This is a genomic window from Curtobacterium sp. PhB136 (assembly GCF_004346855.1).
Taxonomy (GTDB): domain Bacteria; phylum Actinomycetota; class Actinomycetes; order Actinomycetales; family Microbacteriaceae; genus Curtobacterium.
In genome coordinates this window covers 80,010-94,357 of record NZ_SMGH01000007.1, presented here as the reverse complement: position 1 = coordinate 94,357, position 14,348 = coordinate 80,010, and the positions used below count along the sequence as shown (strand labels likewise).

The following is a 14,348-nucleotide window of genomic DNA, read 5'->3' as shown; positions in this document are numbered from 1 at the left end:
CCCGCGGGCGTGAGCGCGTCGGTAGCGTGCGCCGCATGTGTCCGAGCGAGATCCCCGCAGATGACCGGTACGACGACCTCATCGCACCGCTCCGGCCCGTGATCGAGCGGATCGGCGCGGACGCCCTCGAGCGCGAGCAGGCGGAGCGGCCGGCGACCGAGCAGCTCGGGTGGTTGGTGGACGCCGGGTTCTCCCGGTGGCTGACCCCGACGGCGTGGGGCGGTGCCGGTGCGCGGCTGTCGGACCTGTTCCGGGCGATCGCCGAGATCGCCGAGGTGGACCCGAACCTGGCGCACGTGTGGCGGAACCACTTCTCGTTCGTCGAGGACCGGGTGCACGCCGAGGGGACCGCGTTCGACCGGCACGTCGTGGAGCGGCTCGGGAACGGGGAGATCGTCGGGGGCGGCTGGAGCGAGACGCCGAACGCCGCGGGGGAACGCATCACGACGACGGCGCGACGGGACCCCGACGGCGGGTGGCGGGTGAGCGGCGCGAAGTTCTACTCGACGGGCAGCATCTACGCCAGGTGGATCACGGTGATGGCGCTCGACGAGACCGGCGACCAGGTCGTCGCTCTGGTCGATGCCGAGGACCCCGGTGTCACGATCGGGGACGACTGGGACGGCTTCGGGCAGCGCATCACCGGCAGCGGGAGCGTCCGGTACACCGACGTGCACGTCCCCGACGAGCGGGTGCTGCCGTTCGCCACCCGGTACCCGTACCAGGAGCAGTACTACCAGACCTTCATGCACGCGATCCTGGTCGGGATCGGTCGTGCGGCCCTCCGCGACGGCGTCGACGCACTCCGTGCCCGCGCGCGTGGACACCACAACGGCACCGAGGTCCGGCCGACCGACGACCCGGAGCTGCTCGCCGCGATCGGGACCGTCGCGGCGCGGGTGTACGCGGCGGACGCGGCGTTCGTCGCGAGCCTCGGCTCGATCGACGCGGTGGTGTCCCGGCACGCGGAACTCCGTGCGGCCGGGGCCGACCCGACGTCGGACGAGCTCCTCCGCGCCGGACTCGAGCGGAGCTGGATCACGGTCGCCCAGGCGCAGACCGTCGTCACGGACGCGGTGCTCGACGCGACGACGCTCGTCTTCGACGCCCTCGGTTCGTCGGGCACCTTCCGGTCGCTCGGACTCGACCGGCACTGGCGGAACGCCAGGACCCTGTCCTCGCACAACCCCCGGGTGCACAAGCGGCGCATCGTCGGGGACCACCTGGTGAACGGCGCGAGCCCGCTCGACCGCTCCGAGCCGCGCGCGCGCACGACGCCCCGCGAGACCGCCGACCCCGGCGCGCGCACGACGCCCCGCGAGACCGCCGACCCCGTCACACCGGGCAGCGCTGCGACGACGTCGTCGTAACGTCCCGTCATCGCGGGCAACCCGGTGACACCTCGGCGCACCGGAGCGCGCCGAGCCCGTACGGTCGTCGGCATCGGCCCGTCACCGACGCTGGGGAGGCGGAGATGACGGGCCGTTCCACACCCGGGAGGCCCACGTGCACGCACCCACCGCCATCGACCGCCACGTCGGCGTGCCGGACGCCGACCTCACCGCCGCGGTCACGCGGCCGGGCGGGGTCGCGCTGCTCGCCGACCGGATCCGCGCTTCCGGCGCCGACACGGTCGTGATCGGTGCCGACCGCTTCGACCCGCAGCGCGGCCGCGGGTACCGACTCGACCCGACCTCGGCAGCGCTGGCGCTCGGTCGGGCCCTGCCGGAGCACCGCTTCCTGATCGCCGTGGCGCCCACCCGCGAGCACCCGTACAACGTCGCACGCCGGATCCTCTCCCTCGACCACGTGCTCGGCGGCCGGGTCGGGATCCTCGTCGGCGCCCGGGACCACGGCGTGCCCCCGTCGGACGAGGAGCACGACCCCGCCGAGTTCGCCCGGGTGGTGTCCGGCCTCTGGACGACCTGGCCGCTCGAGAGCATCGTCGGGGACCGGGACACCGGGGTCTTCGCCGACACCGGGCTCGTCCGACAGCTCGACCACGACGGCGGACCCGGTGGCTACCGGGTCCGCGGTCCCCTCACGACGCCGTCGAGCGTGCAGGGGTCTCCGGTCCTCGCGGTGTGGGACGACGTCGACCTGCCGGAAGCGGACCTCGTCCTGTCCGCGACGACCGTGCCCGACCTGGGGCCGGGGCCGGGGCCGGCATGAGCGGGCGGGACGCGGACGCGGGGCTCGTCCTCGGCGTCAACCTGCAGGGCTTCGGGCAGCGGCCAGCGGCCTGGCGGACCCAGGACGTCCAGCCGACCGACCTGCTCGGCGCCGCGTTCTGGGAGGACCTCGGTCGCACCGCCGAACGCGGGCTGCTCGACATGGTCTTCCTCGCCGACCACCCGTCGTACAGCGACCCGAACGTCCGCGCCTACGGGCTCCTCGAACCGTTCGTGGCCCTCGGCGTGATCGCCGGCGCCACGACGCACCTCGGCCTCGTCGGGACCGCGTCGACCACCTACAACGACCCCGTCGAACTCGCCGAACGGACCCTCTCGCTCGACACGATCTCCGGTGGCCGGTCCGCCTGGAACGCCGTGACGACCTACGACCGCTCGGTGTCCGCGAACTTCGGCGTGGACCAGAACCCGGACCGGCCCGAGCGCTATGCCAGGGCGGGGGAGTTCGTCGACCTGGTCCAGGCGCTCTGGCGTTCGGCGGAGACCGGCGAGGACGTGCGGTTCCGCGGCGAGTTCCTGTCGCACGACGGTGCAGCGCTCCGTGTCCCGCCCTCGGCGCAGGGCCACCCCGTCGTGTTCCAGGCGGGCGGGTCCCCGCACGGCCGTGACCTCGCGGCCCGGGTCGCGGAGGGGGTCTTCGCCGTCGAGCTGACCCCGGAGCCTGCGCGCGAGCACCTCCGGGCGGTGAAACTCGCGGCGGAGACGCACGGGAGGCGGTCCTCTGACGTGACGATCGTCCCCGGACTGTCGCTCGTCCTCGGCAGCACCGAGGCCGAGGCCCGCGCCCGTTTCGACCACCTGGAGTCGCTCGCCCCCGACGGCTACGCACTCCGGGCGCTCGGCACCCACCTGGACGCCGACCTCACCGACTTGCCGTTGGACGCCCCGATCCCGGCGCGGATCCTCGACCGCGAGGTCGATCCGGTCACCTACGGACCGTCCCTCGGGTACCACGAGACCGTCGTGCGGTGGGTCCGCGCGAACAACACCTCGTTACGGGACGTGCTCCGTGGGTTCGGTGGCTACGGGGCCCGGATCGTGGTCGGCACCCCCGAGCAGGCAGCCGACACGATCGAGGACTGGTACCGGAGCCGTGCGGCCGACGGCATCAACCTCATGATCGACGAGTTCCCGCGGGGGCTCGAGACCGTCGTGGACCACCTCGTCCCCATCCTGCAGGAGCGGGGCGTCTTCCACCGCGAGTACGAGCACGCGACGCTGCGCGGCCGCCTGGCAGCACGAGCGCGCCCCGCGTGACGCGCAGCGCGCCCCGCGTGACGCGCAGCGCGCCCGCATGACGCTGTGTGACGAGCGGCCGCCGGGCCGAGTCACATGACGAAACCCCCGGTCACGGGCCGCAACACCTGTCGTGGGACGGCCCCTCCGGCCGTACCGTCGGCGCATGACCGACTTCCTCGACCGTGAGCACGACAAGACCTTCACCGCCGTCTACAAGCGCGAGACCCCGGACATCCTCAGCGCATTCGCCCGGTTCGACGACGCGGTGTTCCAGGCCGACGAGCGCGCGATCCCGCTGAAGTACCGGGAGCTCATCGCGGTCGCGGTCGGCATCACCACGCAGTGCGTCTACTGCATCGACGCCCACTCGCAACGGGCGGTCACCGCCGGCGCGACCGAGGCCGAGCTCGCCGAGGCCGCCTGGGTCGCGACCGCGATCCGCGCCGGCGGCGGCTTCGCCCACGGCCGCCTCGGCTTCAAGTTCGGCGCCGAAGCCGCAGCACCCGCCGACGCCGCAGCGCACACCCACTGACACCCAGGACCGAGGACCCCATGCCCGATCGCATCACCCTGGTCACCGCGCTGCAGGGCGCCGGCTGGCACCCCGCCGCCTGGCGCGCGGCCGACTCCGACGCCGAGCGGCTCACGACGCTCCGGCACTGGCGCGACGTCATCGTCGAGCAGGACCGCCTCGGCGTCGACGCCGTCACCATCGAGGACTCGTTCACCGCCGGCCCGACCGCGCGCGACGGTGCCGGCCCGACCGCGCGCGACGGCGCCGGCCCGACCACGAGCACCACCGGCGACCTGGACACCCGCACCGTCGTCGGCCGCCTCGACGCCCTCCTCATCGCCGCGGCAGTGGCCCCGGCCACCCGCCAGATCGGCCTGGTCCCGACCGTCAGCGTCACCCACACCGAGCCGTTCCACGTCGCCACCGCCCTGCAGACCCTCGACCACGTGTCCCTCGGCCGCGCCGGCTGGCGCCTGCAGGCCAGCCCGACCCAGCGCGAGGCGGACCTCTTCGGCCGCCGCACCCTCCCGACCGCATCCGGTGTCCCCGTCCCCGCACCCGAGCAGATCGCGGACCTGTTCGCCGAAGCCCGCGAGGTCGCCGAGGTCGTCGACCGCCTCTGGGACAGCTGGGACGACGACGCCGTCATCCGCGACATCACGACCGGCCGCTTCATCGACCGGGACCGGATCCACAACGCCGAGTTCACCGGCGAGCACGTCTCGGTCCACGGCGCGTCGATCGTCCCCCGGTCGCCGCAGGGCCGGCCGCCGGTGTTCTCGCTGGCGCACCGCACGGACGCGGCCGCGCTGGCCGTGGACGTCGCGGACGTCGTGCTGGTCACGCCCGGCATCGACGGCCGGGAGGCCCGTGCCTGGGTCGACGAGGTCCGTCAGCTGGAGCAGGCAGCCGGGTCCACGGCCCCGCGTCCGGTCCTCGCGGACTTCGCGGTGCTCATCGGGTCCACCTCGGCGGAGGCGACCGACGCCCTCGCCGCGCTCGACGCCGCCGCGGGAGCCCCGTACGCGGTGGGGTCCGGTTCGGACGCCGCGGTGCTCGCGACGACGGTCCCCGACCTGGTCGAGCGCATCGCCGATCTCCGTGCGGTCGGGTACGCCGGCGTCCGGCTCCGGCCGCTCCGCATCCCGGAGGACAGCACCGCCATCGCGCGTCGGCTCGTCCCCGCGCTCGTCACGGCCGGCCTCCGCGCCGACGTGGCATCCCGTCCCGCGGCCGACCTGCGCACCCGGCTCGGCATCGCGCCAGCCGTCAGCCGGTACGCGACCGCCGCCAGCACCGCCCTGACCGGAGGAGTCCCCGCATGAGCACCCAGCGCCAGGTCCACCTCGCCGCGCACTTCCCCGGCGTCAACAACACCACCGTGTGGAGCGACGACCGAGCGGAGAGCCAGATCGCGTTCTCGTCGTTCGAGCACTTCGCCCGGAACGCCGAGCGCGGGCTGTTCGACTACCTGTTCCTCGCCGAGGGGCTCCGGCTCCGCGAGCAGAAGGGCCGGATCCACGACCTGGACGTCGTCGGACGGCCGAACACGCTCGCGATCCTCGCCGCCCTCGCCGGCGTGACGGAGCACATCGGACTCGTCGGCACCCTGCAGACGACGTTCAACGAGCCGGTCGAGCTCGCGAAGCAGCTCGCCACGCTCGACCACCTGACGGGCGGCCGTGCCGGCTGGAACGTCGTGACGAGCTCGGACGCGTTCCACGGTGCGAACTTCCGCCGCGGCGGCTTCCTCGACCCGTCCGAGCGCTACACCCGGGCCGCCGAGTTCATCGACGTCGCCCGTGCGCTGTGGGACTCGTGGCAGGCCGACGCGATCGTCGCCGACCGGCGCACGGGCGTGTTCGCCGACCGCTCCCGGATCCGGGACGTCGACCACCACGGCGCACAGTTCGACGTCACCGGGACCTTCGCGGTACCGCGGAGCCCGCAGGGGCACCCGGTGATCGTGCAGGCCGGCGACTCCGACGAGGGCCGGGACCTGGCGGCGACCCGCGCCGAGGTGGTCTTCTCGCTGCACACCGAGTTCGCCGACGCCCAGCAGTTCTACGCCGACGTCACGACCCGGCTCGAGCGCGTCGGACGGTCGAAGGACGAGCTGCACATCCTCCCCGGCGCGACGTTCGTGATCGGGGACACCACGGCCGACGCCGAGGAGCGCGCCCGCGCCATCCGCCGCGGCCAGGTGAGCCCGGCGACCGCGATCGCGTTCCTCGAGCAGGTCTGGAACCGCGACCTGTCCGGGTACGACGTCGACGGTCCGTTGCCGGAGGTCGAACCGGACCTCGACGGCGCCGCGATCACCCGGGGGCGTGCACGGCACGTCCGGGACGTCCCGGCCCTCGTGCAGGGCTGGCGCGACCGGGCGGCCGCCGAGCGCCTGTCGATCCGGGACCTGGTGATCGAGGTCTCGACCCGCGGCGGCTTCGTCGGCACGGCGTCGCACATCGCCGCCGAGATCGACCGGTACGTGCAGGAGCGGGCGACCGACGGGTTCGTCGTCGTCCCGCACACGAACCCGTACGGCCTCGACGAGTTCGTCGACACCGTCGTCCCGATCCTCCAGGAGCGCGGCGTGTACCGGCGCTCCTACGACGAGGGCGCGACGCTCCGCCAGACGCTCGGGCTGCCGGGCGTCTCCACCAGCCAGGAGGTGTTCGCGTGAGCATCGACAGCCTCGCCGTCCTCGTGCCGGGGAACTTCGACGACGACGCACCGGCGGCCGGCCTCGAGTCCACGCTCGACCTCTTCGCCACCGCGGAACGGCTCGGCGTCGACGGCGCCTGGGTCCGGCACCGCCACCTCGAGCACGGCATCGGGTCCGCGGCGGTGTTCCTCGCCGCGGCGTCGCAGCGCACGACGCGCATCGAACTCGGCGTCGCGGTGGTCCCGATCGGGTGGGAGAGCCCGTTCCGCCTCGCCGAGGACTTCTCGCTCGCCGACGTCCTGTCGCACGGCCGCGTCCAGGTCGGACTCTCGACCGGCACCCCGCACGCGGACCTCCTCGGTGACCGGGTGTTCGACGGCGACTGGCGCTCCTTCGACCTCGGGTACGGCCGGGTGTCCCGCTTCCTGGAGAACCTCCACGGGACGTTCCTCGGCGACGCGGACACCGTCATCGCCAGCCCGGGCAACGTGCAGCGCCCGCGGCTGCAGCCGTACGCGCCGGGGCTCGTCGACCGCGTCTGGTACGGCGCCGGGTCGCTCCGCTCGGCCGCGTTCGCCGGCAGCGCCGGGCTCAACCTGCTCCTCGGGAACCTCACCTCGGGCGAGGACACCGACGACTACGGGACCGCGCAGCGGAACCAGCTCGCCGCGTACCGCGCCGCGCTCCCCGAGGGCCACCGGCCCCGCTTGGCCTGGGGTCGCTGCCTGGTGCCGACCGACTCCGCCGACCGGGTCTCCCGCGACCGCTACACCGCGTGGCGGGACTCCCGGCTGGAGCGGCAGACCGCGCCGCAGGGCCCGCGCCGGACCCTGTTCTCGGCGGACCTCGTCGGGACGAGCGAGCAGATCGTCGAGCAGCTCGTGCACGACGCCACGTTCGCCGAGGTCGACGAGTTCCGTGTCGAGCTGCCGTACGAGTTCGCTGCCGACGAGTACGAGCAGATCGTCGAGGACGTCGTGACGAAGGTCGCCCCGGAGCTCGGCTGGACCCCGGCGATCCACCGCGCCGAGGCGGTTCCGGCATGACCCGGTACGTGCTCTCCCGGATCGGTCAGGCGGTCCTCGTGCTCTGGGCCGCCTGGACGATCTCGTTCTTCGTCCTCTACGTGCTGCCGAGCGACCCCGCCCGGATCCTCGTCGGCCCGGACGCGACCGACGTCACGGCCGCCCAGCTCGATGCCCTCCGGCACCAGTACGGCCTCGACCAGCCGGTGCTCGTCCAGTACGTCCAGCACCTCGGCGCGCTGTTCACCGGCGACCTCGGCCGCTCCATCGGCAGTGGTCGTCCGGTCGCCGACGTGATCGGCGAGGCGGTCCTGCCCACGGCGCAGATCGCGGTCGCCGGACTCGTCCTCGCGGTCCTCGTCGGCGGTGGCCTGGCGGTCCTCGCGACCTGGACGCGCAACCGGGCGCTCGGACAGTTCCTCCTGCAGCTGCCCCCGATCGGCGTCGCCGTGCCGGGCTTCTGGTTCGCCCTGCTCCTGGTGCAGTGGTTCTCGTTCGGCCTGCACCTGTTCCCGGCGTTCGGCGGTGCGGGCGCGGCGTCGATCGTGCTGCCCGCGATCACGCTGGCGCTGCCGACCGGTGCCACGATCGCGCAGCTGCTCTCGAAGTCGCTCGTGCAGACGCTCCGCGAGCCGTACGTCGACACCGCCTACGCCAAGGGCGCCGGCCGGTGGCGGGTGCAGCTCCGGCACGCGCTGAAGAACGCCGCCCTGCCGGCGCTCACCGTCACCGGGCTCATCGTCGGGCAGCTGTTCTCCGGCACCGTCGTCACCGAGACCGTGTTCTCCCGACCGGGCCTCGGCCGGGTGACCGCGACGGCCGTGCAGCAGCAGGACATCCCGGTCGTGCAGGGGATCGTGCTCCTGGCCGCGGCGATCTTCGTCGTCGTGAACCTCATCGTCGACCTCGTGTACCCGCTCCTCGACCCGCGTGTGGTCGTCGCCGGCAGCCGCCGGAGGCTCCGCGAGCCGGACAGGTCGTCGAGCAACGGTCCGACCGGCGGACCGACCAACGAGCCGACCGGACCGACGCCCCAGGGGGTACCCGCATGACCGAGACGACCGGACTCGCGCTCGGCGCCGGCCTGACGACACGGCGGAGCACCGGCCGCAGCGGCACCCTCGCCGGCGCTCTCGTCGCCCGCCCGACCCTGACGATCGCCGTGGTCTGGCTCGCGCTCGTGGTCCTCGCGGCACTGCTCCCCGGAGCCCTGACGCACCACGACCCACTCGCCGCCGACCCTGCCGCGAAGCTCACCGCACCCGACGCCGCGCACTGGTTCGGCACCGACCAGCTCGGCCGCGACCTCTACGCCCGCGTCGTGCACGGCACCGCGCTCACGCTGCAGGCCGCCGTCCTCGCGATCGCCATCGGTCTGGTCGGCGGCTCGCTCGTCGGGCTCGTCGCCGGGTTCGTCGGCGGGGTCGTCGACGCCGTGCTGATGCGCGTCGCCGACGTCCTCCTCGCGATCCCGAGCCTCCTGCTCAGCCTGACGATCGTCACCGTCCTCGGCTTCGGCACGGTCAACGTCGCGGTGGCGGTCGGCGTCGCGAGCATCGCCACGATCGCCAGGATCATGCGCTCCGAGGTGGTCCGCGTGCGCACGGCGCAGTACGTCGAGGCGGCGTCCGCGAACGGCAACCGCTGGTGGCGGGTCCTGCTCGTGCACGTGCTGCCGAACGCCGCAGGACCGGTGCTCGTGCTCGCCGCGCTCGAGTTCGGCACCGCGATCCTCGCCGTGTCGAGCCTGAGCTTCCTCGGCTACGGCGCCCAGCCACCGCAGCCGGAGTGGGGCTCGCTCGTCGCCACCGGCCGCGACTTCATCGCCACCTCGTGGTGGCTCACCACGATCCCGGGTCTCGTCATCGCGGTGACGGTCCTCGCCGGCAACCGGCTCGCTCGGGCACTCGACACCGAACGGCGGGCGATCCGATGAGCCTCCTCACCATCCGCGACCTGACGGTCGACCACGGACACGGCGCGTCCCGCCGCACCACGCTGCACGGCATCTCGTTCGACATCGGGCGCGGCGAGCGCGTCGCGATCGTCGGCGAGTCCGGTTCGGGCAAGTCGACGACGGCCCACGCCGTCCTCCGGCTCCTGCCCGCAGCGGCGACCCTGACGGGAGGCTCGGCGAACCTCGCCGGGGCGGGCACCGGTACCGCGGACCTCGACCTGGTCACCGCCACGGACGCGGAGGTCCGCGCGGTCCGCGGCGTCCGCATCGGCTTCGTGCCGCAGGACCCCACGGTCTCGCTCAACCCGGTCACGAGGATCGGCACGCAGGTCGCCGAGGTCCTCCGGATCCACGGCATCGCCACCGGCGCCCAGGCCGCGGCGCGCGCCGTCGAGGAGCTCCGTCGCGCCGGCATCGACCGCCCGGAGCTCCGCGCCCGGCAGTACCCGCACGAGCTCTCCGGCGGGATGCGGCAGCGCGTGCTCATCGCGATCGCGCTCATCGGCGACCCGGAGCTCCTCGTCGCCGACGAGCCGACGAGCGCGCTCGACGTCACCGTGCAGCGGACGATCCTCGACCACCTCGACCGCCTCGTCGCGGAGCGGGGCACGAGCGTGCTCTTCATCACGCACGACCTCGGGGTCGCCGCCGACCGGGCCGACCGGATCGTGGTGCTCTCCGAGGGGCGGATCGTCGAGCAGGGCACCCCGGACGAGGTGCTCGGCTCCCCGCGCGAGGCGTACACCCGTGCCCTCATCGCAGCCGCGCCCAGTCTCGACGACGTGACCGGTGTCGTCGGGGCCGAGCCGAGCCTTCCGTCCGGATCCGGTGACCCGCTCGTCGTCGCGACCGGACTGCGGAAGTCCTTCGGCCACGTGACCGCCGTCGACGGGGTGGACGTGACCGTCCCGCGCGGCCGCACGCTCGCGCTGGTGGGGGAGTCGGGGTCGGGGAAGTCGACCACCGCGCGGCTCGTGCTCGGCCTGGAACGCGCCGACGCCGGCACGGTGCTGTTCGACGGCAGCCCCGTCGGCCACCGGGGTGCAGCACTCCGTGCGTTCCGGCGACGGGCGCAGATCGTGCAGCAGAACCCGTACGCGGCGCTGCACCCGAAGCTCGCGATCGAGTCCGTGATCGCGGACCCGCTCGCCGCGTTCGGCATCGGTTCCCGCCGGTCCCGGGCCGCCCGCGCCAGGGAACTCGTCGACCTGGTCGCGCTGCCGGCGTCCGTGCTGCGACGCCGCGCGGACGAGCTCTCCGGCGGGCAGCGGCAGCGTGTCGCGATCGCCCGGGCGCTGGCGCTCGACCCGTCCTTCGTCGTGCTCGACGAACCCGTCTCGGCGCTCGACGTGTCGGTGCAGGCGCAGATCCTCGACCTGCTCGCCGAGCTGCAGGAGCGGCTCGGTGTGTCCTACCTCTTCATCTCGCACGACCTGGCCGTCGTCCGCCGCATCGCGCACGAGGTGTCCGTCCTCCGGGGCGGCCGCGTCGTCGAGCACGGCGACGTCGCCCAGGTCCTGCACGACCCGCAGCACGAGTACACCCGTGCGCTGCTCGATGCGATCCCGGGACGATCCCGGCGCGTCGCACCCGATGCCGGCCCCTCGGGCCGCGTCGCACCCGATGCCGGCCCCTGGGGCCGGGTCGCACCCGATCTCGGCGTCGTCGACATCGTCACCCCCGAAGGAGCATCATGACCACCGCACGAACCCCGTACCGACTGGTGGCCGCGATCGCGGCCGGCGCCGCGGCGGCCCTCGTCATGGCCGGCTGCTCCTCGGGCGGGACGGCCGCGTCGGCCGGGTCCGGCTCGTCGAAGCCGGTCGACGGTGGCGACCTGACCTACGCGATCGCCAACGACCCCATCTCGCTCAACCCGTCCGGGATCGGCGCGGGCAACGACACGCTCGCCATCACCCGGCAGCTCGTCGACTCGCTGCTCTGGCAGGACCCGTCCGACGGGTCGCTGAAGCCCTGGCTCGCGACGGGGTACACCGCGAACAGCGACGCCACGGCGTTCACGTTCGACCTGCGGTCCGGCGTGACGTTCTCGGACGGCACCGCGTTCGACGCGACCGCGGTCAAGGACACCTTCGACGACATCGCGGCCGCCGGTGCCGCGAGCACCGCGGCCTCGTCCTTCTCCGGGTACCGCGGGACGAAGGTCGTGGACGACGACACCGTCGAGGTGGACTTCTCGAGCGCGAACGCGGCGTTCCCGAACGCGGCGTCCTCGGTCGCACTCGGCATCGTCTCTCCCGGGACGACGAAGGCGCCCTTCGCCGACCGGGCCACCGGCGCCGACGTCGTGGGCACCGGGCCGTTCACCCTGTCGTCGTACACGAAGAACACGTCGACCGTGATCACGAAGCGGAAGGACTACGACTGGGGGCCCGCCGCACGGTCGAACGCCGGCGCCGCCCACCTGTCGAAGGTCACGTTCCAGGTCGTCCCGGAGGCGAGCGTCCGCTCCGGCAGCCTGCAGTCCGGACAGCTCGACGCGATCAGCAGCGTGCAGCCGAGCGACACCGACTCCCTGCAGTCGCAGTTCGCCCTCGTCACCCGCGCGAACCCCGGCCAGGTCTTCGGCCTGACCTTCAACCAGGAGCGGCCGCTCGTCGCCGACCTGGCGGTGCGGAAGGCGATCGCGCAGGCCGTCTCCCCGAAGGCGGTACGGGACACGTCGCTGAACTCGCTGTTCAAGGTCGGCAAGTCCGTCCTCGGGTCGACGACGCCCGGGTTCACCGACACCTCCTCCACGCTCGCGTACGACCCCGCGGCGGCGTCCGCCGCGCTGACGAAGGCCGGCTGGGTGAAGGGTGCCGACGGGATCCGTGCTCGTGCGGGGGAGAAGCTCCAGCTCAAGCTGGTCTGGATCACGAACTTCGGCCCGAACCAGACCTCGCTCGAGCTCATCCAGCAGGAGCTCAAGAAGGTCGGCGTCGGCCTCACCCTCGAGAGCGGCACCGTCCCGCAGTACCTCGCCAACCTCGCGAGCGGGAACTGGGACGTCTCGTGGGACAACAACTCCCGCGCCGACGGGGACGTGCTCCGCTCCAAGTTCACCAGCACCGGGGCGCAGAGCATCGGCGCGGACGACCCGACCCTCGACGCGCTGTTCACGAAGGAGCTGTCGCAGTCGTCCGTGGCCGAGCGCCAGGCGACCTTCCACCAGATCCAGGAGCGCATCGCGGCGCAGGCCGACTTCGTCCCGGTGCACGAGCTCACGAGCATCATCGCCACCGCGAAGGACGTGCACGGCATCGCGTACGGCGCCGACACACGCCTCGACCAGCTCACCGGCGCCTGGAAGGACGCCTCGTGACGACGCCGCTCGCCGTCCTCGACCTCGTCCCCGTCAGCGCCGGGTCGACCTCCGCCGAGGCGCTCCGGAACGCGGTCGACCTCGCGCAGCACGCCGAGCAGGCCGGGTACTCCCGGTACTGGCTCGCCGAGCACCACCTCAACCCCGGGGTGGCCGGCAGCGCGCCGAACATCGTGATCGGGGCGATCGCGGCGGCAACGTCGTCGATCCGCGTCGGCAGCGCGGCGACGCTCGTCGGGAACCAGCGGGCGCTGCAGATCGCCGAGACCTTCGGCACGCTGACCGGGCTGTACGGCCCGCGGTTCGACCTCGGACTGGGGCGCTCCGGTGCCCCGGCGCCCGGGGCGGCTCGTGCGCCGTCGCTCACCCCGCGTGCCGACGAGGTCGTCGACGGCCTGCTCATCCCCGCGCCGTTCGACTTCACCATCGCGCCGAACAGTCGCTTCGCGCTGCAGGGTGCGCTCCTCGGACGCGTCCCCGGCGACGTCGATGGGTTCGCCGGCGAGGTCGACCTGATCCGCGACTTCCTCGCCGGCACCTTCACCCGCGACGGCGAGGTCGTCGAGGCCACCCCGGCCGACGGCGCCGACGTCGAACTGTGGGTCCACGGCTCCACCGGGGGCGAGAGCGCGCGGATCGCCGGCGCGCTCGGGCTGCCCTACGGTGCGAACTACCACACGTCGCCGGGCACCGTGCTGGCGTCCGTTGCGGCGTACCGCTCGGCCTTCCGACCGGGGGTCCTCGCGGCGCCGCACGTCATCGTGTCCGCGGACGTCGTCGTCGCGGACACCGCAGCGGAGGCCGCACGGATCGGCGCCGGGTACGACACCTGGGTGTACTCGATCCGGTCCGGCGTCGGCGCGGTCCCGTACCCGTCGCCCGAGGACGCGGCAGCGCACCCGCTCGAGGCGCCCGCCGCTGCGTCGGTGGCCGATCGTGTCGCCACGCGGTTCGTGGGCGCGCCGGAGCAGGTCGTCGCCGGGCTGGAGACCCTCCGCCGGGCGACGGGCGCCGACGAGCTCCTGGTGACGACGATCACCCACGCCCACGAGGCCCGCGTCCGCTCCTACGAGCTGCTCGCGGCCGCGTGGGCCGCGCGCGCCGCGGCCGCGCCGGCGGCGCACGCACACGCCTGACCCGCCCGCGCGCGCGGCGCCGCCCTGACCCCGAACGACGAGGTCGCTGTCGTACGACAGCGACCTCGTCGTTCTCCCGCGCCCGCAACACCCCGCGCGTGCAAGGAACGACAGCGGCGCTGTCGTACGACAGCGCCGCTGTCGTTCCGGCTCGGGGGGGGGGGGCCGGCTCGGGCAGCGTTCCGGCGCGGGTCGGCGTCCCAGCGCGGGTCGACGGCGGCGACCCGACACCCACCGGACGGGAGGCTCGTGGCGGCCCGGCACCGAGCCTCCCGTCCGGTGCCGGGCCGGCCAC

12 protein-coding genes are annotated in these 14,348 nt (G+C 73.8%); all 12 read left to right on the top strand.

Translation table 11 applies throughout. From position 1 onward, the window contains the following. The first annotated feature begins 35 nt into the window (after positions 1-35). The 12 genes from EDF27_RS12445 to EDF27_RS12390 all read left to right on the top strand — a co-directional run bounded on the left by EDF27_RS12445 (position 36) and on the right by EDF27_RS12390 (position 14,053). Positions 36-1,370: an acyl-CoA dehydrogenase family protein gene (locus EDF27_RS12445; RefSeq protein ID WP_132049090.1), complete on the top strand. Its 1,335-nt coding sequence runs from the start codon at positions 36-38 to the stop codon at positions 1,368-1,370. A 136-nt stretch (positions 1,371-1,506) separates the two neighbouring features. Beyond that, positions 1,507-2,172, top strand: a complete 666-nt coding sequence (locus tag EDF27_RS12440; RefSeq protein ID WP_132049088.1) for an LLM class flavin-dependent oxidoreductase — start codon at positions 1,507-1,509, stop codon at positions 2,170-2,172. Next, positions 2,169-3,449 carry an NtaA/DmoA family FMN-dependent monooxygenase gene (locus EDF27_RS12435; protein ID WP_132049086.1) on the top strand — a complete coding sequence of 427 codons (1,281 nt, stop codon included), beginning with the start codon at positions 2,169-2,171 and terminating at the stop codon, positions 3,447-3,449. Before EDF27_RS12440 ends, EDF27_RS12435 begins: the two co-directional genes overlap by 4 nt. A 145-nt stretch (positions 3,450-3,594) precedes the next feature. Next, the gene (locus tag EDF27_RS12430; protein WP_132049084.1) at positions 3,595-3,963 is read left to right on the top strand and encodes a carboxymuconolactone decarboxylase family protein; all 369 of its coding nucleotides are present in this window, start codon (positions 3,595-3,597) and stop codon (positions 3,961-3,963) included. A gap of 20 nt (positions 3,964-3,983) precedes the next feature. Next, positions 3,984-5,270 carry an LLM class flavin-dependent oxidoreductase gene (locus EDF27_RS12425; protein WP_132049082.1) on the top strand — a complete coding sequence of 429 codons (1,287 nt, stop codon included), beginning with the start codon at positions 3,984-3,986 and terminating at the stop codon, positions 5,268-5,270. Then, positions 5,267-6,628, top strand: a complete 1,362-nt coding sequence (locus EDF27_RS12420) for an NtaA/DmoA family FMN-dependent monooxygenase (protein ID WP_132049080.1) — start codon at positions 5,267-5,269, stop codon at positions 6,626-6,628. Before EDF27_RS12425 ends, EDF27_RS12420 begins: the two co-directional genes overlap by 4 nt. Further along, positions 6,625-7,656, top strand: coding sequence for an LLM class flavin-dependent oxidoreductase (locus EDF27_RS12415; protein WP_123703886.1), 1,032 nt, complete (start codon positions 6,625-6,627; stop codon positions 7,654-7,656). The genes EDF27_RS12420 and EDF27_RS12415 overlap by 4 nt, the downstream gene beginning before the upstream one ends. After that, positions 7,653-8,687 carry an ABC transporter permease gene (locus EDF27_RS12410; RefSeq protein ID WP_132049078.1) on the top strand — a complete coding sequence of 345 codons (1,035 nt, stop codon included), beginning with the start codon at positions 7,653-7,655 and terminating at the stop codon, positions 8,685-8,687. The genes EDF27_RS12415 and EDF27_RS12410 overlap by 4 nt, the downstream gene beginning before the upstream one ends. Next, entirely contained in the window at positions 8,684-9,571 is an 888-nt protein-coding gene (locus EDF27_RS12405; protein ID WP_123703882.1) for an ABC transporter permease, read from the top strand. The genes EDF27_RS12410 and EDF27_RS12405 overlap by 4 nt, the downstream gene beginning before the upstream one ends. Further along, positions 9,568-11,289 carry an ABC transporter ATP-binding protein gene (locus EDF27_RS12400; protein ID WP_132049076.1) on the top strand — a complete coding sequence of 574 codons (1,722 nt, stop codon included), beginning with the start codon at positions 9,568-9,570 and terminating at the stop codon, positions 11,287-11,289. Before EDF27_RS12405 ends, EDF27_RS12400 begins: the two co-directional genes overlap by 4 nt. Then, positions 11,286-12,917: an ABC transporter substrate-binding protein gene (locus EDF27_RS12395; RefSeq protein WP_132049074.1), complete on the top strand. Its 1,632-nt coding sequence runs from the start codon at positions 11,286-11,288 to the stop codon at positions 12,915-12,917. Before EDF27_RS12400 ends, EDF27_RS12395 begins: the two co-directional genes overlap by 4 nt. Beyond that, positions 12,914-14,053 carry an LLM class flavin-dependent oxidoreductase gene (locus tag EDF27_RS12390; RefSeq protein WP_243698334.1) on the top strand — a complete coding sequence of 380 codons (1,140 nt, stop codon included), beginning with the start codon at positions 12,914-12,916 and terminating at the stop codon, positions 14,051-14,053. Before EDF27_RS12395 ends, EDF27_RS12390 begins: the two co-directional genes overlap by 4 nt. Positions 14,054-14,348: the final 295 nt, after the last annotated feature.